Genomic DNA, 25,054 nt, shown 5'->3' with positions numbered 1-25,054 from the left:
GTAAGCACCATTTTATCATACACATCACGTATAATGGGGATGAAATCAGAAAAGAGAATTAATTCACTACATAAAGCACGAAACCGTAGTGGAATAGCAATATAGGTACAGGAAATATTATTAACAGCATAATAATTGATTAAGAGGTGCAGCATGAAAATCTATTCTTTAAGCGGGCCAAGCGGGACAGGTAAAAGTACGAGCGCTTTGCAATTTGCATATGACAATGAAATCGAAGCCATTATTGATGACGGCATACTTATTATTAACGGTGAAAAAGTCGCGGGAACGTCGGCCAAATTTGAGAAAAATACATTAAAAGCAGTACGCCGGGCAATTTTGGATGATGATATACATAAAGCTGAAATCGTACAGGCAATTATGTCCCATGAAGTGCAGTCCATTTTACTGATCGGTACTTCAGACAAAATGACAAAAAGAATAGCAAGCCGGTTACAACTTGGTGAAATCGATGAATTTCATTATGTTCATAATATCCGTACAGAAAAGGAAATTCGCATTGCAAAATATGTGCGGGAAATTCAGGGCAAACATGTGATGCCTGTTCCATATCGCCAAGTAGAACAGAACTTTTTTAAACGCCTGATTCAGCGGGGAAAGGAAATTTTCTCTTCTTCACAAGTAAAGCTCGGAGAAACGACGATCGTACAACCTGATTTCCATCAAAACAGTGTCTATATTTCCCGTACTGTATTTACAGATGTATTGGATCATGTACTTGTAAGGCAGGAAAGACTGGCAAAATTCGAAATAGCGCAGATTCATACAGATGGCGTACCCCAAATGACAATCGGTGTTTATTTAAAATCACCTGTTTCATATGTTGTGCCTAGCTATATCTATGAACTTCAAAAGGAAATTGCTGAAGAATTTTCATTGCATTTTGGTATTGAGCCCGAAACGATTCACGTACAAATTAAAGGTGTGAAATAAAAAGACTAAACAGGAGCTGACATTTAAACGTCAGCTCTTTTTTTATGGAAAATACAGTATAAAAAATAAATAGTTTGTATTTTTAGAAAAATAAATATATTCTAATTATTAAGAGTTGGTTGGACCAAAGCTCCAAAGGTCCGATAACAAAAGTGAGGAGGAATTGGTTTGAATTACATTGAACAATTGCAACAACTTTTATCACGTGAGCAGGTCACAACGAATGAAGTATTACGTACACAACACGGAAAGGATGAATCTTATCATGAACCGCATTTACCGGATGTTGTAGTATTTCCGAAGACAGCTGAAGAAGTCAGCAAAATTGTAATACTGGCAAATGATCAGCGAATTCCAGTTGTACCATTTGGTCTTGGTACGAGCTTAGAAGGTCATGTAATTCCTTATAAGGGAGGAATCTCTCTTGATTTATCGATGATGAATGCTGTATTAGAAGTACGCCCCGATGATTTTCTTGTAAAGGTCCAACCAGGTGTAACCCGCAGCCAGCTCAATAAAGAATTAAAAAAATACGGCTTATTCTTTTCTGTCGATCCAGGTGCAGATGCGACATTAGGAGGAATGGCCGCGACAAATGCGAGCGGTACAACTTCTGTCCGATACGGCATTATGCGAGACCAAGTCCGTGATTTAGAGGTGGTGGTGGCAAATGGTGATGTGATCCATACCGGCGGATTGGCCGCAAAATCATCATCAGGCTATCACTTGAATGGTTTAATGGTAGGTTCGGAGGGGACACTTGGGGTCATCACGGAATTAACATTACGTGTTTACGGGATACCAGAAAAAATTATTGCGGGCCGCGCTACATTTGAAACAATCCAGCAGGCAGTGGATGCTGTTGTTTCATTAAAACAAGCGGGAATCCCAATGGCACGTATCGAACTTGTCGACAAACGCAGTATCGAACAAGTAAATTTTGCTTCCGATACAAATTTCCCCGAAACACCGACATTATTTTTGGAGTTTCATGGAAATGAAGCAGGATTGAAGTCAGATGTCATTTTTGCGACTGAATTATTGAATGACAATGGCTGTATTGAGCTGGCATTTGAGCAGGATGAACGTGCGCGTAATCAATTATGGGAGCTTCGCCACAACTTGGCCTATACATATATCCATTCCGCACCGGGAAAAAAACTGATGTCCACAGATGTCGTTGTTCCGATCAATTCGTTGCCTGATGCCATTCAAAATTCCCGTGAAAAAATTGAAAGTATGGAAATCGACGCGGGGATTGTCGGCCATGTTGGTGACGGTAATTACCATATTTTGCTGATGGTCGATATGGAAAGTCAGGAAGAGATTGCAAGAGCAAAAGAATTAAATGAACATGTTGTTGAATACGCACTGTCGCTTGGAGGAACTTGCACCGGAGAACATGGTGTAGGGGTCGGCAAGGCCAAGTATCAGCAACAGGAACACGGAGCTGCCTACATTTGGATGAAAGAAATCAAACGGCTACTCGATCCGAACAACATTATGAATCCTGGCAAAATTTTTATTGATTAGGGGATTAAAAGATGAAAAAAATACTATACATCGCAGGATTGATCCTTGGGAGCATGCTGTTAACTGCATGCTCCACTTCCGATGAAAAAGAGCAGTATGTTTTATATGCGGGACATTCACTTGCTGCTGATCATCCATTTGAATTGGCGATGCAAGAGTTAAAAGAACGAGTAGAAGAACGTACAGACGGGCGCGTAATCATCGAGACTTTTCCATTAAGTCAGCTCGGTGCTGAGCGTGAATTGATCGAAGGGGCCATGCTCGGTTCAGTCGACCTTGTCGTTTCAACATCAGGACCTATCATGAACTTTGTTAAAGATTTTGCGGTACTCGATTTACCGTTTTTATTTAATGACCGTGATGCAGCCGTCAATATTTTAGAGGGAGATATTGGCGAAGATCTATTTGCCCAATTGCGTGAAATCGGAATTGTAGGCCTCTCTTGGGGAGAAAATGGATTCCGTCATGTCACGAATAGCATAAAACCTGTTGCGACACCGGAAGATCTGGAAGGATTATCATTACGTGTACAGGAAAATAAAGTTTTCATCTCCGCATTTAATGAACTAGGTGTAACCCCTTCTCCGATGGCTTGGACAGAAGCATTGACAGCACTCCAATCCGGAGTAGTGGATGGACAGGAAAATCCTATTCTAGTAATTGACAGCTATAAACTGTACGATGCAAATCAGAAGTATATGACGTTAACAAGTCATGCCTATTCGTCAGCGGTATTCATGATGAGTGAACATGCCTATAATCGCCTGCCGGAGGATCTGCGTGATATCGTCATGGAAGAAGGCGAAAAAATCGGTGCCTATGAACGTCAACTTGTTGTCGATATGGAGGAAAAGGCACTTCAGCGACTTAAGGAAAACGGAATGGAAGTTGTTGAAGAAGTTGATACAGGGGCATTCCGAGACAAGATTATGAAAGTTTATGATAGTTCGGAAAATCAGCAGTTATTGCAGCGTATTTTAAGTGAGCAGTAGGATGGGAGAAAAAATATGGTGAAATTAGTAGAAGGGATTAATAAAGTTGTACATATTGCACTGATTGCCTTAATGGTCGTACTTGTAGTATCTGTATTTTGTCAAATTACTTTGCGCTTTTTCAACTATTCCATTGCATGGACCGAGGAATTGTCCAGGTACTCGATGATCTGGATGACCTTTTTAGGTGCTGCGTATGCATTGGCCAAACGAGCACATATCGGGATGGAACTATTCGTTGATCGCACAGAAGGTTTGTTGAAACAGGTTTTAATTGTGATAGCGGCAGCAGTATGTTTAGTGTTTTTCGTGCTCATGGTCGTAAAAGGGTATGAACTGTCGATGAGGGTAATGGATCAGCCATCCGCTGTAATGCAGGTTCCAATGGGGATTGTTTATTCTGTTATTCCGATCAGCGGCATAATTCTCGTTGTGAACCTGTTTTATGTAACCGTCAAACAATTGAAAGGAGAATTATCGTAATGGCAGATATAATTCTTTTCGTTGTTTTACTCTTGTTAATTTTTATTAATGTTCCGATTGCGATGGCACTTGCAATGGCCGCAACATTGTTTTTTGTCACACAAAGTGAAATGCCTATTGTAGCGATTTTCCAGCGTATGTTTAATTCCATTGATTCTTTTCCATTACTGGCGGTACCATTTTTCCTCTTAGCAGGTAAGTTAATGGAATCAGGCGGAATTTCACGTCGTCTAATCCACTTGGCAGAAGTAATGCTCGGTCGGGTTCGCGGAGGACTGGCGCTCGTTTCCATTGCTGCTTGTGCCTTTTTTGCGGCATTATCCGGAAGTGCTGCTGCAACAACGGCAGCTGTCGGGGCGATTATGATTCCTGCAATGGTCAAAAAAGGATACGATAAAAACTTTTCCACAGCGATACAGGCTGCCGGGGGAACGATTGGTGTTATTATCCCTCCAAGTGTACCGCTCGTATTATTTGGAGTAACTGCAGGTGTTTCGATTAGTGACCTGTTTTTGGCCGGTATCATTCCGGGTATCTTTGTTACAGTTGCGCTAATGATTCTAGTTTATGTTATTTCGATTATGCAAGGATATGGTGGTGGTGAAAAATATAATTTCAAAGAATTTTTCATTGCCTTTAAAGATTCGATTTTGGCACTTTTGATGCCTGTTATTATATTAGGCGGCATTTACAGTGGTATTTTTACGGCAACGGAAGCAGCCCTTGTTGCGGTTGTTTACGGATTAATTGTCGGAGTATTTATATACCGTGAAATTACATTGAAAGATTTATATCATATATTCTCATCGGCAACGATTATGAGTGCAACGATTCTTTTCATTATTGCCGGCGCCTCTATTTTTGCCTACTATTTGACACGCGAGCGTATACCTATGCAAATTACTGAAGCATTACTCGGTATTACCGATAACTGGATTTTTGCATTGCTCATCATCAACCTCATTTTGCTAATTGTCGGTACCTTTATGGAAACAGCGGCAGCGATCTTAATATTGACGCCTATTTTAGCACCGGTTGCTACGGCACTTGGACTGGACTTAGTTCACTTCGGTATTATTATGATTGTGAATTTGGCAATTGGGTACATTACGCCGCCAGTCGGGTTAAATTTATTTGTGGCAAATAAAATTGCCGGAACGAAATTTGAAGGAGTCATGCGTGCCATCATTCCATTTATTATGGTGATGGTTGTATGTGTACTCATTATTTCGTTTGTTCCAGCCTTAAGTTTATTTTTAGTAAAATAGTAAAGGTGTGAAGAACGTGACTTCGGCAAATAAACAAAAAGTGTATGAGATTATAATTCAAAAAATCCAAACTGAAATCACCGCCGGAATATTAGAAGCAGGGGAGAAACTGCCACCAGAACGCGAGCTTGCAGTAAAATACGGTGTAAGTCGGACATCGATACGCGAAGCACTCCGACTACTGGAACTAAGTGATTTTGTCGAAATTCGCCCTGGTGATGGAACTTTTATAAAAACCAATGAGCAACAGACTATTCAACAGCAATTGACAAGCGTCGCGCTAAAAACAGACCAAACGACTTTGTATGAAATGCTCGAATTACGTCTAATCCTGGAATCTCAGTGTGCTGCACTTGCTGCATTACGTGCAACAGGACAAGATATTGAAAAAATTGCGCGCACATTGGAAGCGATGAAAAATACTGATGATGAAGAAATCGGTATACAAGCTGATTTGGATTTCCATATGGCAATTGCGGCAGCAGCGAATAACAGTGTGCTTGCTCAACTAATTTCGTCATTTGCATCGCATATGCGAAGTACGATCGAAGTAACAAGAAAACATCGATTATCTTCAAAAGAAAATTTCGCCCGGACTTTAGAAGAACACCGCACGATATTTATAGCGATTAGCCGGGGAGAAAGTGACAGAGCAAAAGTATTGATGGAAGACCATATTCGTACAATCAGACAAGAACTATCCGAATTAACGATATAAAAAAACTGTGTGGATTTTTAAAGTTGAATTGTTTTATAAAAAAGTCGTACCGTTTTGAAAAAAGTTTAAACGTGTATAAAAAAGATGAACCGGGATTTCCTCTCTCTGTCTATAAAGAAGGATTTCGGTTTTTCTTGTGGATTAAACCTGTTATGTGATAATAAAGTTTTTCAATTAAAGGGCCAGATTATGGAATAACACTTCGTTACATTACATTAAAAAAAGATAAACGTTGTTGTAACAGCGTTCACCTCTTTTTTGGCTCCAAAACCTTTATTTAGGAACATTATTTTGTAAATTTTATAAATCGTTGTTGTACTAGGGCACCAGATAGTGAAAGAAAAATTTATTCTTTATTAACATAAGTCCCGCTAATGAAATCATGAATGGCTCTCTTGTCTTCTCGTAAGATAACCATAAGTCCACTGACCAATACTGATATTCCAAAGGTAGCTAATACAATAATATATTTACCAACCACTTCTCTCATAATCATATTGAGTATTGAAGGTTTCTCATCATCGTTAAAACGCTTTATTTTAACCTTACAAATTTTTTGCCAATTACGTATCCACCCCACAAAATAGGAGTAATGGTCAAATACAAGGTATATAATGCTTGAAAAGTGAATTCTTCGGTCTGTTCGATAGAATAATTACCGTTTATCATGTAGAATACGATTCCAAATATTGACGAAAGAATTAAAAAATCTATAAATTTGCTACAAATCTTATACCAAATCCTGCTGGTTTCTTAAAATTCATCTAATCTCCCTAATACCTCATTTTCTATAAATTAAACCATTTTCTTGTTGAACTACTATCTCGTTAATTGAAGATAATCGTCCCCAAAGCGACGTTTTGGAGTATTGCTGATCCATATAACCTTGTCATGCCATTTTATGCTGTAAGTTTACTAAACGACGTTTTAGTAATTATATTACTTATGTTATATTTTGATAAAGATCATTCTAAGTTTGATGTGAACTTGTTTTGAAAAGATTTTTTATTAATGTATTATTAATTATGTTAATTGCACCTATTATTAGCAGTATTCTAAAAAAATTGGATTAACTTTGCGGATAAATATATAATTACATTCTTTGATAATATAAAAGTTTTTTGGACAAAAGGATTTGGAACATTTATACTGTTTTTTGTTCCTTATATCCAATTAATATTAATAATTATAGATTCTATAACAGATTACTAATTGAAATAGCCCTTATTTCATCAGTCGTTGGGATGGGCTTTTTCATTTTCAGGAAAATAATTTAATTGTTTAATTTGCTGCAAAATATGTATTTAATAGTAAGGGAGTATTGTTTTGATATGAAACGTTTTAAATTAAAGCTAATAATAGTGTTATCTATCGTATTAGTCATATTCTTTATTGGAATAAGTATGTATACTTCCTATATAAAGATTGAAGATACAGTGGAAGAGGCGATTGCTAACCAAAATCTTGAAGCTGCCAAATCCATTGCAAAGGCGATTGATCTGGAAACGTATGAGCGATTTTTAAAAGAACGGAATCGTGATGAAGATTATTGGACAATACGACATTATTTGAATGATGCCCGAGAAAAACTAGGTGTATTATACGTCTATACTATGGAAATAGACAATCCTACAACATCGAAGATTTTAATTGTAGGTTATCCTGAAAACAAGGATAATCCAAATGATTTTCTAATAGGTGAAGTTTGTACAGTACCGGAAGCACAAGTGAAATTTGCGTATGAGGAAGGAAAGCAATTTGTAACAGAGATCCTAGAAGATACGAAATATGATCATCATTATATAACGGTTGGGACTCCTATTATGAATGAAAAAGGGGAAATTATTAGCTACCTTAGCATTGATATTAGTACGGAAACACTTGACGGGATTAAAGAAACAGTTATTAATAGTAATATTTTTCTATTAGTACTCAGTGGACTTTTTGTTATTATTGTTATTATTTCTTTCTTCCTTTTACAAAAGTGGTATCAAAAAGAAGTTGGAACTACGGAGTATACATATCAAAAGGAAATTAAAACGTTAATTGCTTCTGTCTCATCATTAAGGCACGATTATATTAATCATATCCAAGTTTTACATGGATTTCTGCATATAGGTGAGGTAGATCAAGCGACAAAGTATGTCGATTCTTTGTCTAAAGACATACAGACAATTGAATCCATTAAATTGAATCTTGATCACCCAGGATTAGCGATATTACTGCAAACAAAAAAATTAACATGTCAAAATCAACAAATTGATATACAGATAACCGTTGATGATAATCCATTTGATAACATAAAAACGATTGATTTAATCAATATATTATCGAACATAATTGATAATGCGATAGAAGCAACAATGGAGTTGCCAGAGGAACTACGTAAAATTACAGTTAGCTGTAAAGCAGACGAGTTATATTATACGTTCTCGATTACGAACGCTGGGCGAAAGCTACCTGACATAAATCAAATTTTTAAACAAGGCTACTCAACGAAAAAGGTAGAGAAAGGAAGAGTTAGAGGACAAGGTTTGTTTATTGTTAAAGAAACAATTAATAAATACAATGGAACGATTACACTTGATACAATAAACGAAAAAGAGACAATAGCGATTGTGAAAATCCCTAGTAAGTAAATAGTAAAAGGTTATGGTACAAATTCGTATTAATCTAACTTTGTTTCAAAACAGTTGGTTTCTGTATAAAATAAGCGATTATAACTTACTTTTAACCAAACTTTATTAAAAAGCTTCAAACTGCCTCCACAAAATGGAGGCAGTTTTTTATTGTTTTGGAAGCTGTCTTGTGAAAACCGGCTGACGTTTTTCTACAAATGCCCGGACACCTTCTGAAAAGTCTGTTTCGGACACAAATGGTGTTGAACCTTCCCATAATACAGGGGCAGAATCGACGCATTCTTTTACGGAGCGTTTTACTGCTACTAACGAATCCGGAGACATGCCGGCAACAAGCTTGCCCATACGGATTGCAAAACGGTTCAAATCTTTTTCAGCAACTAAATAATTAAGCATTCCGGCTTTAAACGCTTCTTCTGCTTTATACATGCGTCCTGTAAATACAAAGTCTTTCGTTGCGGATGGTCCGACCAGATCGACTAGTCGCTTTGCAAATTTATTATTCAATGTTATGCCGAGCTTACCGACCGGAATCCCCATTTTCGCTTTGTCCGAACCGATACGAATATCACATGCGAGGGCAAGTTCCAGTCCTGCACCCATTGCCGGACCGTTAATAACACCGATTACTGGGATCGGTAAATTTTCTATCGTGGAAATGGTTCTTTCCATATGCACAAAAGCTTCTTCTGCTTTCTCCAACGAAATCGAATTAAATTCTTTAATATCCGAGCCTGCTGTAAAGTTCTCGCCGGAGCCGCGCAACAGCAGCACTTTGTTTTTTGGATTTTCCAATGTGCGCAATGCAATTTTTGCAAGCTGATCCCACATATTCGCCGTTAATGCATTTTTAAGTTGCGGGCGATGAATGGTAATAATGGCGAGCCCCGCAGTTTCCTGATAAATGATTTTCGCTTCTTCCGCTTCAAGTCTTGTCGTACGTACTTGCATTAAATGGTCCCCCTTAACTATATATACCTAGTCATTATAGACGAAAAAATATACAATAACATGCAATCTGGGCGGTTCAAGTAAATTTAACGAATTTTCAGCAATTTCCCGTATGAAATCCATATAACTCTTACCTCTGTGCATGATACAATACAAAGAAAGGGGCGTAAAATATGGAAAAAATCCAACCGTATGTTAAAGCGTTTACTGCTTATTTAAAGTCTTTAAATAAATCTTTTCATACAACGAAACAATATACATTGGATGCAAAGCAATTCGCGGAAATTATTCAGCATGAAAATAAAATCAATGAAGCATTGCAACTATATTCAAAAACAATTCAGGAAAAATATCCTTCGTTCAATTCGGTCAACCGCAAATTCGCATCGATTCGCCATTTCCTTACTTTTCTGCAGCTGCGCGGTGTGATTTCTGTATATAATGAAGAAATCATCGCCCCATTGACAAAACAGGGAACGGAACTGAATGTGTTGAAGGAAAAGCAGTTCACTCGAGCCTTAGCCTATTGGCCGAAGCAATATGAGATTGCCTTGAATGAGGAACATGAATGGCTCGCATTACGCAATACGGTCATCGTTTTTACAGTTGCTGAGCTTGGTATTAAGCCAGCCGAACTTGTGCGCATGGAATGGAAGCATATTAACACCGAAAAAAATGAAATTATTGTTCTGGCATCGAAAAGTTACCGTGTTTTACAGTGTTCGAAAAAACTGCTGGAATTGCTCGAGGACTATAAACACCATACTTTGGAATTCATGCCGCTAACCGAAAATTCACCATATGTTTGGCTCGGTGTCGGCAATAAAATGGGGGAACCGGTCTCCGTCAAAACAATTGAACGGATTTTTAAGGCGATGTCCGAGCAACTCCAATTTAAAGTGACCGCCACAAATATGCGCTACCACGCCATTCAAAAATTGCTAACGAAAAATGAGGATCCGAAAGTTTTGTACGAGCAATTCGGCTATGCAAGAAAAGGTGTCTTGCTTGAGCGAGAACAACGCTTCCCGAAAAATAGCTAGTAAATAATATAATTGATGAAAGATTGAGAGGGAGAAATAATGGCGATATCGATGATGGAAGCCTATACGATCGAATTACTGAAAAACCATCCTTATACATTTGAACAAATTAAACACTTTATAGAAAATGATGAACTTCATTTATTAACAAATTCCTATGATATCGATACAGATAGTTTAAGAATTTTATTAAAAGAAAATGCTCAAGAAATGGAACAGGCTTTTACTGGGAACTATGAGGTGAAATTTGTAACGATGAACGGATTGAAAAACTTGCTGCGCATGCGTTTTCAAATTTCTGATGACCAATATGAACTGCTAGCGGAGGGGAACGGTCTGCATTTTTTACAAGTCGATTCGATTACCGAGCAACAAATTCGGGGAATGCTTTCTTCAAACTGGAAAGTAGAGCGGAGCGGGGAACAGATTACACTATATGTCTAAGGATAATAAATATGGGGTTATGGGCGAAGTCAATTGACTATCCCCATAACCCCATTATCTTTGACGTCGCCTATTCACTTTCCCGTAGTAGCTAATTGAATATTTATAAACTTGATTCAAAATAAGCAGTGCCAGCGTCAGTAAGCCGAAGACCATCAGTATAAGTGCAATCCATTCAAAAAATGTAAAACTTAAAATTTCGGATATATTAAATGGCTCTGCCAGCATCTCAATGACCAAGTTCATTCCGTATATACCGGAAATCATACTGAAAATTGTCAAAATAAATATCAGTTTATTTAACCTGTCCGTTGAACGGTCTTCCTGTATCCGATATAGTTCTTCAAGCGTTTCCTTTGTCTCGCGGTACAGTCCATCAATACGAAACGCTTTCCGGAAATAGTGCGAAATTTCTTTACCTTCCGAACGTGCCGAAACCTCTGAAAAGTAATACCTGGATGCGAATTTCGTAATCTGTTCAATTAATTCCTCTACAATGTCCTTATCTTTCGAAAACTTCAATTCACTATGTTCAAATACGAGTTTCAACAACATCAGCTTATAAAAATAGTGGATAAGCAATGTATAGTAAGAAACAGAATGAAAGCTGTTCAAATATTTCTTCATGCTTTCATCGTTTACGGACGAAAGGTGAATATGGCCTTGCAATGTAGTTATAATATGAAATTTCGGTGCCCATCTTTCGTAGCAATGCTCCTGCACAAAGTGTTCAATATACTCTTCATTTGAACTTGATATATAGGGATCCCCATTTTTGTCACGTCCGTTTAACTGTCCTGCTCGATACAGTAAATGTTCGTCGATTTCAGCACCTTCTTCCAAATGATAAAAAGCACTGACATACATCCGCTCATCTTCGAAAAACGGTATTTTACTAATATTTTTATGAATCGAAGAATAATCGACAAAAAACTGTTCTAAAAAAGGTGCAATTTTCTTTAATATTAATTCATCTGTATTATAAAAGACAAAATTGTCGTAAGTAATTTCTGCGCCTAGCTCTTCATCAATTTTTGGCTGCAGTACTCTAAAAAAATGACCGAATGATAACGCGGCATTTAAATCCACATCATCTGCCAATTGTATCCTCACCGCTAAAATTCCGATCCCAAATGGACAAAGATTGATATCCGCGCTCAATAATGTAAATGGAATTTCATCGAATGCCGTCTTCATTTTTCCATCACAAAGAATTTTTTTGGAGTAGCGGTTAAAGTTTCGTACGGAAATCTCGTCGTTCAATAATTTCTCTTCCATGAAAGGGTAAAAGAATTGCTTTAACAATTGGTGGGATACTTCGATATCCGGACCGTAAAGTGTTTCGTTGAATTCCTCTTCATCGATAGTAAAATGATAAAATTTGTTGCGTTTTAATATTTGCTGTAATTTTACAAAATCGTACTGTCGATAATTGAAAGGATAATAAAAAACATAGTGGGTTTTTAGCGAATTCATCCTTTCACCTCCTGGAACATCTATTCCCAAAATCCGATAAATTTAACCAAAAGCTGCGATGACAAAAATCGCGCTCAGACGATTCGACATGGGTTACCATCCACGATTCGACATTTCACTTCGTCTGAGGTCGAAATTACATAATAAGAACATTTGTTCCTTTTTATTGTTGAAAAAACGCTTAAATCTTCTAAATTAGCAATAATGTTCCCAAATATAAATTTGGGAACATTTTTTATGCTATAATAAGAGCTAAATAGAGGGGGATTGGACGAAAATGCAGCTGCCGAAATTTTTACGTGATTTTTTAATATATTTAACAACGATTACGGGGAAGTCGCAAAGAACCCGAAAAGAATATGAATATGATCTTATTTTATTTATGCGTTTCCTTAAAGCGATTGAAGAAGATATTCCGTTAGACCGTTTACATACAATCGACATTTCTACTATTACAATTGACCAAATAAAAGAAGTGTCTCTGGAAGATTTATATTTATTTATGGAATATTGCGAAGTACAGCGAGGTAACTCCTCATCAGCCCGCGCACGCAAAGTCGCAACATTAAAATCCTTTTTTAAATATTTAAAAGGGAAACGTCGTCTAATTGATGAAAACCCGGCTGAACATTTGGAAACACCAAAAATTGGCCGACGCCAGCCAGTTTACTTAAATTATAATGAGGCAAAGGATTTTATCGGCGCAGTACAGACACAGTCATATTGTGCACGCGATGAATGCATGATGGTTTTTTTCCTGAATCTTGGCATTCGTGTATCCGAGTTATGTTCACTCAATATCGATTCTATTAATGGCCGTATGCTGACGGTAATCGGGAAAGGGAATAAAGAACGTCATGTGTATTTAAATGATGCCTGTATGAATGCATTGGATAAGTATTTACAGGAGCGGCATGCGTATAAAGGGGACGGGAAAGAACCGCTGTTCATTTCCCAAAAAGGGACACGATTTGCGAGACAGTCGATTGCACGAATCGTGAAAGTAATCAATGCAAACAGTCATTCACCGAAAGAGAAGCTGACACCGCATAAACTTCGACATACATCCGCGACAATGATGTATAAATCCGGAGCGGATATTCGGACACTGCAGCATATTCTTGGTCACTCCAGTGTCGCGACAACACAAATCTATACACATATCGAAGACGAACAAATTCAAGAAGTACTTAAAAATAACCCATTCAATAATTTATGATAATAATATTATGTAAACTAGATGAATATAGAGATATTTAACAGGAAGCGCGATAGGAGCCCGCATGCATGAGTCAAAAAAATAGCCATTTCTTATGAAAAGAAAATGGCTATTTTTAAAGCGATCAATTAATTTGATTCACCTTCATGATTATTTAAATGTAGGGAACTCATCGCTTTAAAGTCATTGCCCGTCGGATTTTGGAATAGTCGAAGGTCAAATTCTGACGCAATGGCAAAGAGATGGTCGAAAATATCAGATTGTATAGATTCATATACGGCCCAATTGATATCATTTGAAAAAGCATAAATTTCAATTGGTAAACCATATTCATTCGGAGCCAATTGTCTTACCATTGTGGTCATTTCTTTATGAATGCCTGGATGATTTTTTAAGTAATTACTAATATATGTTCGGAATAAACCGACATTAGTCAGTGCTCTGCCATTTACCTGATTGCTTGTATCGATCCGATGCTTGATATTATATTCAGTAATCTCACGCTGTCTCGTATCAATATAGTCCGTAAGATAATGGATGTTTCGTAACTTCTCGATCTGTTCCCTCGAGCAAAACGCAATACTTGTTGTATCAATAAATAAGGAACGTTTGATCCTTCTCCCACCAGTTACTTGCATACCTCTCCAGTTTTTAAAAGAGTCCGAAATTAGTGCATAACTTGGAATCGTCGTAATCGTTTTATCAAAATTCTGTACTTTCACAGTGTTTAACGAAAGGTCAATGACATCCCCATCCGCACCGTATTTCGGCATTTCAATCCAATCACCTACACGCACCATATCGTTTGATGTTAATTGAATCCCTGCAACAAGCCCTAATAAGGAATCTTTAAAAACGAGCAGCAAGACAGCTGACAGTGCACCTAGCCCACTTAGAATAATGAGCGGATTTTTACCAATTAAGTTCGCGATGATCAATATAATCCCCAGGACATAAACAATAATTTTTGCTACTTGAATATAGCCTTTAATTGGCTGAACTTTTGAAATTTCATACGTAAGATAAATTTCATGAAAAGCATTCAATAAACTGCCTAATAAACTTATTACGACGATTATGATATACGTAATGGCCCCTTTTTCGATCAGGTCCTGATACGTAAAAGCTTCAGCAAAATGATAAATAATAATCGCCGGAACGATATGAGATAACTTGTGAAATACTTTCTTTTCTAAAAGGATGTTATCCCACGTATATTTGTTATTATTCACAATATGTGTAATAAATCGGATGACAATCTTTTTAGTGATAAAGTTTGCCAATAAACAAAGGATCACGATAAAAATAATCATGATTCCTACTGAGAGATACTCAGCAACTATTGGATTTACTCCAAAATCGATTAGTTTTTTATAAATAAGTTTCATTAAATTCCTCCCGCCTCCTATGGTAACAAAGATGTCGATGAGATGAAATTATTGTCTACTGCGGTTCCACGAAAAGAACGGTTCGTCGCTAATGTTCAAAAGTAAAATAAAATTCAGATAATTCATTGACACTGTTTATAAACTGTTATATATTTAATTTACAAATAAAAACTGTTATATAACAAAGGAGAGAAGTCCAATGAATTATTTTGAAAAAGGGTATAAGATGTATGTAGAGAAATGTGAACAGTTTGGATTACAGCCGGTTAATTTCCGATATTATGTGAATCAGCTTTCCCATCAGCAATTACTTGCTTATAACGGCTATGCAATGGAACAGGAGATGAGACAACATGATTAGTCCTCAAACCGAAACAGTATATTATAAGGATGTAATGCCGATTCATTCGATTGAGCTTGTGAACATTCACTATATCCAGCCTGATCTGACGATGGAAATGTCTTATCTGTCTGCAAATTACGCCATGCTGCATCGAGGTGTTTATGAAATTACAACTTAATCTACTTTATTAAATCAATCTACAAATATATTGTAGGTTGATTTTTGTTTTTTAAAACAAAAAAAGCTGCTTCGTAATGGTGATACAAAGCAGCCTTGTATTAATCAAGGAAATAATTTTCAATTCGCAAAAACTCTTCCTCATCAATATTGTCCATATATTTATACAGCAAATCGAGATCAACTTTAATTTCGTCTTTATGCGTTAAATAAAACTGCTCTGTTAAATGAGAAATTATTAACGGAACCGCTTTTTGATGGTTAAACCGGTGCAAATAAGTTGATAAAAAATCAGCGTTAACCGCGATATCCGTATTCTGGCCTAGCGCATTGAAATCGACATAATTAAGATGCGCTGTTAAAAACTGTTCCGTTAAATGCACATTATATTGGCAAATATATGACCAATCCAGCTCATTTCGGTATTTATTTAGCCAATGCAGCTCCGCGATTGCTGTAAATAACTGCTTTTGTTCTTCATTGTAGGCCTTAAATTTTTTATCCATTTCGGCATTTGTTAAGCGTCTATCCCCATACCGGTTATACTTCTGACTGACAAGGGAAGGGATTCCTTTAACTAAGTGCTCACTGCCTGCCCATTTATAAGATCCGCGGTCATATTCGAATAGCTGCAAATCCATATCCGGGATGTCATCGGCTTCCGGTAAATAGATAAGCTCAAAGGAATTATAAAAGGCATTGCTTTCGATAAAATCATCCAGCTGATCGACAAAATCCGGATTCAGACGCTTTTTGTTGGCCATTAACGTTGTCACTAAATAACGTTTAAAGGACATCGACAACCGCTCAAGTACCGGCTTGTTATACTGTAGTGCTTCCAGATCCACTTCAGGCAAATAATCGATTAGAAACTGCTCTGATAAAAGCGGATCCGCATAACACACATACGTAAACGGCAAGTATTGAAAATATGCTGTTAAGCGGGAAGGATGCAACTGGACTGCTTGAATGCACCAATTTCTATAAGCTTCCAAAAATACACGGTCATATGGAAGTTGCTCGTAAATGGTCTCATCATTGGCCTCCAGCTTTTTCATAACAGATAAATCGTTAAAATCATCTACTGAAAATTGTGTAGGGAACGCAATTTCCTGAAAAGCATTATTTAAATGGAAGGCTGCTCTCGGCTTAGTTGAGACAAAACTGTACGTCCCGATGGCCCCGCGTTCTTCCAGTAATATATAGGCAAGTTCCTGGCGTTCATCCCGTGTTAACTCACAGTCTTTCGGAAACTTTACAGCCGCAAAATACTGCGCTTTTGCCAAGTCATAGAAAAACTTGTAGTCGCCTTCTTTCGTATAAGGTTCCTTTGATTCATTTTGCTGCCAGTAGAGGAGGGCACCTTGTATCGGACTTCTATTTGAAAACGTAATATTGGCGATTGAAAATATATTTTGCGCTATTGCGTCGTCATACAGAACTTTAATAAACTCGATCTTTTTAATTTTTAGCATGTAAGACACCTCCGTTCCTTCTATTATATACTTGAACGGTAAAAAATCCGAAAAAAAAGTCTGCATATTAGGTTTAAGGATGTTTTAAGGTGGTATATAACTTGTAAGTAAAGTTGCGGTCACTGAAGAGTAGACAGTAAGTTAACCACTAGTTTAGATAGTTTATATGATGATTTCTATTAGCTTCGTTGTATGCGTTTATCAAGCAACATTCACAGTTTATTTTAGGCAATTAATGAACAAAATGCTTTAACGAAGATTTTCGAAAGATGCCAAACCAAATTAGGCGAGCGAAATGCATACACGAATTGAGATATACCATTGAAAATTTCAGCTCAAACGTTTTATAAAAGTTAAACTAACGTACAAAACATTACAACTTAATATGCAATACCGGCCGCAACTTTACCCCTTTACACTCCTTATGCCATAAGGAGTGTTTTCATTTGCCCGATAATGGCTATATAATATACGTAATGAATTGGTGATAGGAGAATGACGATGTGGAAGATACATAACGGGAAACTGATCCAAACAACGGATGAATCAAGAATCCGGTATAAAACGCGAATGAGCGCGGCGATAATAAACAGCTTAAAACAGCTTGCCGAAAAATATGATACCCATATCGGCTATTTATTGGAAAATGGTTATAGTAATTTAATTGAGTCTGGTACAATTGCTTATGATAAAAAAAACCGACCAAAAGATCGCATCGAATTTCGGACAACATGCGATAAAGAATTACTGGAAAGCCTGAAGGAATTCGCAAAACAACATAACCTGAATTTAAACGATGTCATTGAAGCAAGCGTTGCGTATATCAATTATGAGGATGTAAAGCATACAAATTGGCGTTACCGTGTGGAAGTTTAATAAAAAAAATGATAAAAGCAATTGGAGAATTCGATTGCTTTTTTATTTTATATAAAATTCATTCCCTTATTTTTTCCAAATTATTGAAAAATGGTCCGTTATACATTAAATTTATAGTATAAAGATATTTTTTAAGAGGGGATGAGAACGGCCATGTTTAAAGACTATTCACCGAGACTGATTTTAGGTGTAATGGCGGTTACTTGTATCATTATTTCACCGCTGTTCGCCATATTTGTACCTATGACTGTTCCGGATTTATTTTTGACAGATCGCTCGTATTTTTATATTTATTCATTTAGAACCAATGTGAAAATTATTATCGCAGGATTTGTAATATTGGCTGCAGCTTTTGCAATGCTATGCTGGAAACGTCAAATTGCGACCTATGTGCTTAGTTTACTGCTCCTGATCGGAGGATTGGTGACGTTGTATAGCTCAACAAGTACGTACACAGCGATTAATGAGCAGGTAGTGTTTAAAAGCCAATTAATCGGCTCTCAGAAAATGCAATGGGATTCGATTGAGCGTGTTGCTTTAGAGTTTGTGCCGAATGCATTAGGCAATTATAAATTTATCGATAAATCAGGGAATGAATTAATCGTTCAGGAAGATAAATCGATGGCAACGAGTTATATTTATCTAATGGCTAGTAAGAAAAACATAAAATTCGATGAGTATGAAAAGAAATAGTCATTTTCAGTCGAGATAAAAAGCTTAGCTCAATAAAGGGTTAAGCTTTTTCTATATTTTACAAATTTCACCATGAAGATGATATACTATGAAAATCTATAAATAATGTGGTGTAAGGAGGTAGGTATAAAGTGTTAAAATTCAGTTGGGTAGGGAGCGAAACACATTTAGTTGATTTACCACATATTCAGCAATTCAACAATCTTGCAATTGGTCGGTTTGGCGGTAATTCATCAGCAGGGCAATACAAAAACGAAGATGGTTGTATCGTTTGGTTGAATAAAGAGCAGGACTGGGAATTCGTCATGATTCTTGATGCTCATAACAGTGCGGAAAGCGCCGAACTAGTCGTGGAGACCATTGTGAATGAAGAATATAACTTGATCACAATTTTTAACAAGTCACTACCCGATGCTTTTAATGAATTGGACGATTATATCATTCAGATTTTTCAGGATCCGCATTTTTTAGCTCGTTGCCGTAAGGTGCAAGGGGAAACGGCTTGTCTTATCGTTTTTAGGAAAAACAAATATATTTGGTGGTTTTCAGTTGGAGACTGTATTCTTCATCTATTTCATCCTGAGCTGGCTAATATGCATCAATATCAGCTAAACCAAAGGAATTTTTACGAGTGGATCGGGAATGTCAATACATTTGAATTGGAAGTACCATGTTACAGTACGGGGCGCAGGGAATTGCGAAAAGGGCTAAATCAGCTTTTTGTGACAACGGACGGGTTAACAGAATGTCCTCATACTTCATTTGATAACCCTCAGGAAATTATGAAGGTGTTTGACCATACCAAATCTCATTCCAATGCTGTGCACCATCTATTAAAAGAAATTCAAGAAAACGGCGTACGGGACAGTACAACGATTGTTTCATGGACCGTGAATATCGATAAAAATGCGAGTGAACCGAGTAATAAATAAACTATTTAAGGTGATATGTGTATGTTTAAAGTAAAAACAGATACTATTACAGGTTATAAAGAAAAGGATATTCCATTTACAATATTAAGCACTGATGAGCATGCCTCAAAATTGGCGATTCTGCTTCCGGGGGCCGGATATACCGCTCAAGCACCTCTTCTTCATTATTCAACGGGTATATTTTTACGTAAGTCTGTAGATGTACTGCAGGTCAATTATACGTATAACGATAAGTTCTATGACCATTTCAGTATGGAAGAACTCGTTGAAGCGATTAAACATGATGTGGGTGCGGTCATTGATAATGTTTTAAAAGAAAATTCGTATGAGGACTATTATTTTGTCGGAAAATCTCTAGGTACCATTGCTATGGCGTCTCTGTTGGAAAGAGAGATTTTTTATAATGCAAAAGCTGTGTGGTTAACACCGCTTCTTAATCGGGATGATGTTTTTGAATCGATGTTAAACAATCATAATGAAAGTTTATGTTTTATTGGGGATGATGACACCCATTATAATGCGGAAAGATATAGTCAATTCGTCAATAATCCTAAGCTTGTGACAAGTCTACTTGCTGGTGCGGATCATAGTTTGCAGTATAAGAGCGATCCTGTCAATTCCATTGATCTTTTAAAGACGGTAATTAAAAAGATCGATGAATTTTAACGGAAGAAGCCTTCCACCAATCAATTTGATGGAAGGCTTTCATTTTATTCTAAATTATCAATTGCGTACTGAGCTTCTTCAGCCGTAAATTTTTCACCGTATTCGGAAATCAATTGATCATAAATTGCAGAGTCAGACATTGCCATTGTTTCAGCGTATGATTTTGCTTTTTCTAATGCATTCGCTTCCCAGTCATGCTCCAGGTTATCGATTGCATATTGCGCAGCTTCTTTAGGGAAACCTTCTCCATATTCCGAAATTAACTGATCGTAAATACCTGCTTTAGACATTTGCATTGTATCTGCATACATTTCCGCTTTTTTTAACGCAGATTTATATTCGCGCGGTACATTATCTTCTTTTGCTTCCTCTTTTGGTTCTTCTTTAACAGCATCTTTTGTTTCTGCTGCGTTTTCTTTTGGTTCAGTTGCCGTTTCAACTTTTGTATCTGAATCCACTTCAGACGTATCTCCGTCACTGAACACTGCAATGATTATCACTAGTATTATAAGTGCTAAAAAACCACCACAACCAAGTTTAAATACTTTTTTCAACGCGGTAAATCCTCCTTAATCTTAATAATAATATTTTACTAGTTATTCTAGGATAATAATACTGGTAATTCTTATATATATAACAAATTTTTATTGGATTTCCGGAAAATATCTAGTTTTTTTAATTAACTTTATTTTTAAGGAGGCAAAGGCTGTTTAAATGAGAGTAATCTTATGCAATTTTAATGGAAATTATTTTTTAAATATGAGGTAAAGATGCCACGAGAATTGGTTCATCAATGTCTATCGGATGACATTTGTTAGAAGTACAGCAGCAAGAGGCTGGGGAAGCAATAGAATGTCAGTATAATAAATAAGTCAAAATATGACAAAAAAACTCGCCATTATTGAAGCGAGTTTTATTCAAAGGAAGGGATTCACGGTTCATTCATTTTCGAGCTACCTTTGGAGACATTAGATAAATTGCGCCTATCCGATGACTTGATTAAATATATTGCCGTCTCCTTTGGTGTTTATAATTTTTAAACGATTGGTCTCTTTTACAAACACGGCTTTGTATTGTAGTTCACCTTGTGCATTTAAAAAATGGAGAATACGAGTTTCTTCGTTATTAGCAATGATCACAATTTTGTAAGAACCGTCTCCAATTTGCTTACGGATAATATTGTATTCCGGTAATTTTGCAGCCTCTTCCTCACTGATATCGTCTTTAAGCTGATCGGCTTCATTTGGTTTTTCTTCTTCCTGGAGAAACTCACCAGGAGTTTCTTCCTCCGCCTTACTATTTTTTTCTACAGCTTCATCGCTGCACCCAACGAGCAGCATTCCCGCCGTTATAAGTACTATGGTCCATTTGGTCATAATGCATTACCTCCAGTTCAATTGTTTATTGTAACAAATTAATAAACCTATCTATACCCTATACACTCAAATACAGGCTAAGTTTTGGCATAATGAGGGTTTATCTCCTATTTGAAAAGTTATTCATAAAAATAAAAAAGGTAAAGTCTCTAATCAAAAATTATACATTAAAGGACAATTAAAACTTCACTGGACGAGGAAATAGAAAGGTTTATAAAAAAATCAGTTGACTATATACCCACCGGGGTATAATATATGAGTTAGAAATAGGTGTTTTGCAAATATAAGAAGAGGCAGGAGGTTTATGGATGAAAAAAGTAATCATTATTGGTGGAGTTGCAGGCGGTGCTTCTGCAGCAGCCAGAATTCGACGATTGGATGAACAGGCTGAAATTGTAATGTTTGAGAAAGGTCCACACGTTTCTTTTTCGAACTGCTCACTCCCGTTTTATTTAAGTGGTGTCGTAGCAGACAGCAAGAAATTATTAATGATGACACCGGAATCATTTGAAGCAAAGCATAATATTGACGCCCGCGTGAATAGTAAGGTTATTGCAATTAACCGAACGGACAAAATTGTGACAGTGAAAAACGTCATAACTGGCGAACAATCCGCAGAATCGTACGATAAATTAGTATTATCGCCAGGGGCTAGTCCGATTGTGCCGAATTTACCGGGTAGTGATTTACCACATGTATTTACCGTTAGAAACGTCGTAGATATCGAGCGTTTACAAAAAGCCGTTGTTGAGGAAGATGTGCAAAATATTGCAGTTATTGGTGGGGGCTTTATTGGCGTTGAAGTAGCAGAAAATCTACGTTTAGCTGGGCGTTCGGTATCCCTTGTGGAGTTTGCTCCACAAATATTAACACCATTTGATGATGACATGGTGCAAATTTTGCATAAGGAAATGGTAGATCATGGTGTGGAACTGATTGTAGGAGATGGTTTAGCAAAAATTACACCGTCTACGATTACGTTGAATTCAGGGAAAGAAGTGGCTGCGGAGATTGTCGTTCTAGCCATTGGCGTGCGACCAGAAACGTCGCTAGCTGCGGAAGCGGGCTTAGAACTTGGGGAGACAGGTGCAATTAAAGTAAATCAAAATTATCAAACGAATGATCCTGATATTTATGCAGTTGGCGATGCCATTGAGGTGTACCATCGTTTAATGAACAAGCCAACGCGCCTTGCGTTAGCCGGACCTGCGCAGCGTCAAGCCCGTGCTGTCGCAGATCATATGTTTGGGATGACGGTAACAAATAAAGGGGTCATTGGTTCATCCAGTATTCAAGTTTTTGATTATGCGGCAGCTGCAACAGGTTTAAATGAGCGTACAGCGAAGCAGATTGGATTGCAGGTAGATGCAGTGTATATCATTGCGCCGGATAAAGTTGGCTTGATGCCTTCGAGTAATCCACTGCATTTTAAACTAATTTATGAGGTACCAACGGGTCGCATCATTGGAGCACAAGCAATTGGTAAAGGTAATGCCGATAAACGAATTGATGTTATTGCTACGCTTATTACGATGAACGGAACGATTGAGGACTTAAAGGAATTAGAGCTTTCATATTCACCAATGTTTTCAACAGCAAAGGATGTCGTGAATATAGCGGCATTAGTGGCAACAAACTTAATGGCAGGACGCTTCAAGCAAGTACGAGTGAGTGAAGTACGTGGTTTAGTTGAAGAAGAAGCTTATATTGTCGATGTGCGTGACGTAAATGAGTTTGCACAAGGTGCCTTAAAAGGGGCGGTCAATATTCCATTAAGTGAATTACGTGCACGTATGGATGAAATTCCGACAGATGTATCAGTTTATGTGCACTGTCGTTCATCGCAGCGTAGCTATAATGCAGTAATGGCACTGAATAATAGTGGGTATACAAATGTTACGAATATTTCAGGTTCGTTTTTAGGAATTTCTTTGTATGAGTATTATCAGGATCAAGCGAAAAACCGTGAACCGATTGTGACAAATTATAATTTTAAGTAAGCCCTGGAAAGCCCACTGCTGGTAGAGGGGAATTAACAGATGATGTATATAAGTTTAGGACAATTCAATATTCCGGTAGCATGGCTCGCTTTTATACTTGCTATTTTATATAGTGATTTTAGAAGTCGCCAGGTAGGTGGAGCAACAAATAAATTATTAGAGCATCTTGTCTTTACCTATATTCTCGTTTGGAAGTTCAGCTATATCCTATTCTCTTTATCCGACTTTATAAAAGCACCGTTATCATTAGTTTATTTTGACGGAGGGCTAAAAGGACACGTTCTCGCATTAGTGGTACTTGCTTTTATTCTATATAGAAAAAGACAAATATTAGTCTGGGCGGATATTTGGATATACTGGGCGAGAGTTGTGGCGATATTTAGCGTCATTAGTTTAGGATTTCAGGAGCACTGGCTGTATGCAGTAATCTGGCTTTTGGTCCTTGTACTTGTTGAAAGAAAATATCAACACGGGCTGTTACTCGGACAGTTTTTACTACTAGCATGGTTGAATGGCTTTACGAGCAGTTTAACACTAGTCCATCTTTTTGTATTGTTAACAGTGTATTTAAAAACAAAGCAAGCACAGTATTTGGTCGTCACGGGTATTTTAAGTTTAGTAGCAATGATGCTTGTGGATGTGGAGAAAGCAACTGAAACAATAGCCCATGAAATGATTGTTTTACCGACAACGACCGGGGAAATGTATAGTTTATCGGAGCAAGAGCAGAAACTGACTATTGTTAACTTCTTCGCAACCTGGTGTCCACCATGCAAAGCAGAAATGCCTCACTTGCAAAGCTTTGCGGAAGATTTACCGGCGGGGGTAGCGCTCATCGGGGTAAACTTAACAGACCGTGATAACGGGGAGCAGGCATTGGTTAATTTTATGGAAACATATGAAGTGACCTATCCAATTTTATTGGATGAATCAGATGAAGTAGGAACTGCCTTTCGGGTAATGTCTATCCCGACAACAGTGCTACTTAATGCACAAGGTGAGGAACTGGAGCGCTTAGTAGGCCCTGTCAGCGAAGAGGTCTTGCGCCAATTAATCAAAAAACATCAAACATACTTGGAGGAATAAAAAATGGCAATTGTACATGCAACAGATCAAACATTTGAACAAGAAATTTTAAACGGTGTAGTATTAGTCGACTTTTGGGCGGCTTGGTGCGGTCCATGTAAAATGATTGCGCCAGTTTTAGAGGAATTGGATGCAGAAATCGGAAACGAAGTTAAAATTGTGAAGGTAGACGTAGATACGAACCAAGTTACAGCAGAAAACTATCAAATTATGTCAATTCCATCGCTATTAGTGTTTAAAGATGGTGAATTAAAAGGAAAGACAGCTGGTTTCATGCCAAAAGAAGATTTAATCGATTTTATTCGTCAATATTAATGGACAA

At 37.3% G+C, this 25,054-nt stretch carries 26 protein-coding genes; 19 read left to right on the top strand and 7 right to left on the bottom strand.

Features of this window, described 5'->3' with window-relative positions:
* The first annotated feature begins 153 nt into the window (after window positions 1-153).
* From MHH37_RS10165 to MHH37_RS10140, 6 genes are all read left to right on the top strand, one after another.
* Window positions 154-954: an ATP-binding protein gene (locus MHH37_RS10165; RefSeq protein WP_342576183.1), complete on the top strand. Its 801-nt coding sequence runs from the start codon at window positions 154-156 to the stop codon at window positions 952-954.
* Between the two features lie 168 nt (window positions 955-1,122).
* A complete protein-coding gene (locus tag MHH37_RS10160) occupies window positions 1,123-2,487 on the top strand; it encodes an FAD-linked oxidase C-terminal domain-containing protein (protein WP_342576182.1) in 1,365 nt (454 codons plus the stop codon).
* Window positions 2,488-2,498: 11 nt separating this feature from the next.
* Window positions 2,499-3,479, top strand: a complete 981-nt coding sequence (locus MHH37_RS10155; RefSeq protein ID WP_342576181.1) for a TRAP transporter substrate-binding protein — start codon at window positions 2,499-2,501, stop codon at window positions 3,477-3,479.
* A gap of 15 nt (window positions 3,480-3,494) precedes the next feature.
* A complete protein-coding gene (locus MHH37_RS10150; RefSeq protein WP_087616624.1) occupies window positions 3,495-3,962 on the top strand; it encodes a TRAP transporter small permease in 468 nt (155 codons plus the stop codon).
* Window positions 3,962-5,230, top strand: coding sequence for a TRAP transporter large permease (locus tag MHH37_RS10145; protein WP_342576180.1), 1,269 nt, complete (start codon window positions 3,962-3,964; stop codon window positions 5,228-5,230). The genes MHH37_RS10150 and MHH37_RS10145 overlap by 1 nt, the downstream gene beginning before the upstream one ends.
* 16 nt (window positions 5,231-5,246) lie before the next feature.
* Window positions 5,247-5,948 (top strand): FadR/GntR family transcriptional regulator, encoded by a 702-nt coding sequence (locus MHH37_RS10140; RefSeq protein WP_342576179.1) that lies wholly within the window; start codon window positions 5,247-5,249, stop codon window positions 5,946-5,948.
* A gap of 346 nt (window positions 5,949-6,294) precedes the next feature.
* Here the strand turns inward: MHH37_RS10140 and MHH37_RS10135 are convergent, their stop codons facing one another.
* Window positions 6,295-6,528, bottom strand: a complete 234-nt coding sequence (locus MHH37_RS10135) for an RDD family protein (RefSeq protein ID WP_342576177.1) — start codon at window positions 6,526-6,528, stop codon at window positions 6,295-6,297.
* A 751-nt stretch (window positions 6,529-7,279) separates the two neighbouring features.
* On the opposite strand from MHH37_RS10135, the gene MHH37_RS10130 reads away from it, so the two are divergent.
* A complete protein-coding gene (locus MHH37_RS10130; RefSeq protein ID WP_008407231.1) occupies window positions 7,280-8,587 on the top strand; it encodes a Spo0B domain-containing protein in 1,308 nt (435 codons plus the stop codon).
* 147 nt (window positions 8,588-8,734) lie between these two features.
* Here the strand turns inward: MHH37_RS10130 and MHH37_RS10125 are convergent, their stop codons facing one another.
* On the bottom strand, window positions 8,735-9,538 hold the full coding sequence (locus MHH37_RS10125; RefSeq protein ID WP_014823843.1) for an enoyl-CoA hydratase/isomerase family protein: 804 nt from the start codon (window positions 9,536-9,538) through the stop codon (window positions 8,735-8,737).
* 173 nt (window positions 9,539-9,711) lie between these two features.
* Between MHH37_RS10125 and MHH37_RS10120 the strand changes: the two genes are divergently transcribed.
* Window positions 9,712-10,581, top strand: a complete 870-nt coding sequence (locus MHH37_RS10120) for a tyrosine-type recombinase/integrase (RefSeq protein WP_342576174.1) — start codon at window positions 9,712-9,714, stop codon at window positions 10,579-10,581.
* 39 nt (window positions 10,582-10,620) lie between these two features.
* A complete protein-coding gene (locus tag MHH37_RS10115) occupies window positions 10,621-11,025 on the top strand; it encodes a hypothetical protein (protein WP_342576173.1) in 405 nt (134 codons plus the stop codon).
* Window positions 11,026-11,079: 54 nt separating this feature from the next.
* On the opposite strand, the gene MHH37_RS10110 is transcribed toward MHH37_RS10115, so the two are convergent.
* Window positions 11,080-12,501, bottom strand: coding sequence for a sugar phosphate isomerase (locus MHH37_RS10110; protein ID WP_342576171.1), 1,422 nt, complete (start codon window positions 12,499-12,501; stop codon window positions 11,080-11,082).
* A gap of 277 nt (window positions 12,502-12,778) precedes the next feature.
* Here MHH37_RS10110 and MHH37_RS10105 point away from each other — a divergent pair, with 277 nt between their 5' ends.
* A complete protein-coding gene (locus MHH37_RS10105; RefSeq protein ID WP_008407226.1) occupies window positions 12,779-13,720 on the top strand; it encodes a tyrosine recombinase XerC in 942 nt (313 codons plus the stop codon).
* Window positions 13,721-13,848: 128 nt separating this feature from the next.
* On the opposite strand, the gene MHH37_RS10100 is transcribed toward MHH37_RS10105, so the two are convergent.
* Window positions 13,849-15,108 (bottom strand): mechanosensitive ion channel domain-containing protein, encoded by a 1,260-nt coding sequence (locus MHH37_RS10100; protein WP_008407225.1) that lies wholly within the window; start codon window positions 15,106-15,108, stop codon window positions 13,849-13,851.
* 199 nt (window positions 15,109-15,307) lie between these two features.
* Here MHH37_RS10100 and MHH37_RS10095 point away from each other — a divergent pair, with 199 nt between their 5' ends.
* Window positions 15,308-15,469, top strand: a complete 162-nt coding sequence (locus tag MHH37_RS10095; protein ID WP_342576168.1) for a transcriptional regulator — start codon at window positions 15,308-15,310, stop codon at window positions 15,467-15,469.
* Window positions 15,462-15,629, top strand: coding sequence for a hypothetical protein (locus MHH37_RS10090; protein WP_008407223.1), 168 nt, complete (start codon window positions 15,462-15,464; stop codon window positions 15,627-15,629). Before MHH37_RS10095 ends, MHH37_RS10090 begins: the two co-directional genes overlap by 8 nt.
* A gap of 100 nt (window positions 15,630-15,729) precedes the next feature.
* Here the strand turns inward: MHH37_RS10090 and MHH37_RS10085 are convergent, their stop codons facing one another.
* Window positions 15,730-17,103, bottom strand: coding sequence for a nucleoside-diphosphate sugar epimerase (locus MHH37_RS10085; protein WP_342576166.1), 1,374 nt, complete (start codon window positions 17,101-17,103; stop codon window positions 15,730-15,732).
* Window positions 17,104-17,604: 501 nt separating this feature from the next.
* Between MHH37_RS10085 and MHH37_RS10080 the strand changes: the two genes are divergently transcribed.
* The 4 genes from MHH37_RS10080 to MHH37_RS10065 all read left to right on the top strand — a co-directional run bounded on the left by MHH37_RS10080 (window position 17,605) and on the right by MHH37_RS10065 (window position 20,270).
* The gene (locus MHH37_RS10080) at window positions 17,605-17,979 is read left to right on the top strand and encodes a hypothetical protein (protein WP_008407221.1); all 375 of its coding nucleotides are present in this window, start codon (window positions 17,605-17,607) and stop codon (window positions 17,977-17,979) included.
* 153 nt (window positions 17,980-18,132) lie between these two features.
* A complete protein-coding gene (locus MHH37_RS10075; protein WP_342576165.1) occupies window positions 18,133-18,672 on the top strand; it encodes an ATP-dependent exonuclease in 540 nt (179 codons plus the stop codon).
* 131 nt (window positions 18,673-18,803) lie between these two features.
* Window positions 18,804-19,604: a protein phosphatase 2C domain-containing protein gene (locus tag MHH37_RS10070; RefSeq protein ID WP_342576164.1), complete on the top strand. Its 801-nt coding sequence runs from the start codon at window positions 18,804-18,806 to the stop codon at window positions 19,602-19,604.
* Window positions 19,605-19,625: 21 nt separating this feature from the next.
* Window positions 19,626-20,270: an alpha/beta hydrolase gene (locus MHH37_RS10065; RefSeq protein WP_342576163.1), complete on the top strand. Its 645-nt coding sequence runs from the start codon at window positions 19,626-19,628 to the stop codon at window positions 20,268-20,270.
* 44 nt (window positions 20,271-20,314) lie between these two features.
* On the opposite strand, the gene MHH37_RS10060 is transcribed toward MHH37_RS10065, so the two are convergent.
* Both MHH37_RS10060 and MHH37_RS10055 read right to left on the bottom strand, forming a co-directional pair.
* On the bottom strand, window positions 20,315-20,824 hold the full coding sequence (locus MHH37_RS10060) for an Ltp family lipoprotein (RefSeq protein WP_342576162.1): 510 nt from the start codon (window positions 20,822-20,824) through the stop codon (window positions 20,315-20,317).
* Window positions 20,825-21,253: 429 nt separating this feature from the next.
* Window positions 21,254-21,646, bottom strand: coding sequence for a hypothetical protein (locus tag MHH37_RS10055; RefSeq protein ID WP_342576161.1), 393 nt, complete (start codon window positions 21,644-21,646; stop codon window positions 21,254-21,256).
* Window positions 21,647-21,954: 308 nt separating this feature from the next.
* Between MHH37_RS10055 and MHH37_RS10050 the strand changes: the two genes are divergently transcribed.
* Genes MHH37_RS10050 through trxA form a run of 3 tightly spaced genes read left to right on the top strand, consistent with a single transcriptional unit; the run spans window position 21,955 to window position 25,047 of the window.
* Entirely contained in the window at window positions 21,955-23,646 is a 1,692-nt protein-coding gene (locus MHH37_RS10050; RefSeq protein WP_342576160.1) for an FAD-dependent oxidoreductase, read from the top strand.
* A gap of 39 nt (window positions 23,647-23,685) precedes the next feature.
* Window positions 23,686-24,732, top strand: coding sequence for a TlpA disulfide reductase family protein (locus MHH37_RS10045; protein ID WP_342576158.1), 1,047 nt, complete (start codon window positions 23,686-23,688; stop codon window positions 24,730-24,732).
* Between the two features lie 3 nt (window positions 24,733-24,735).
* On the top strand, window positions 24,736-25,047 hold the full coding sequence (trxA, locus tag MHH37_RS10040) for a thioredoxin (protein WP_014823856.1): 312 nt from the start codon (window positions 24,736-24,738) through the stop codon (window positions 25,045-25,047).
* Window positions 25,048-25,054 lie beyond the last annotated feature (7 nt).

Origin of the sequence: Solibacillus sp. FSL K6-1781, from assembly GCF_038630735.1 — a bacterium.
GTDB lineage: Bacteria > Bacillota > Bacilli > Bacillales_A > Planococcaceae > Solibacillus > Solibacillus silvestris.
This window is presented reverse-complemented; position numbering and strand designations above follow the sequence as displayed.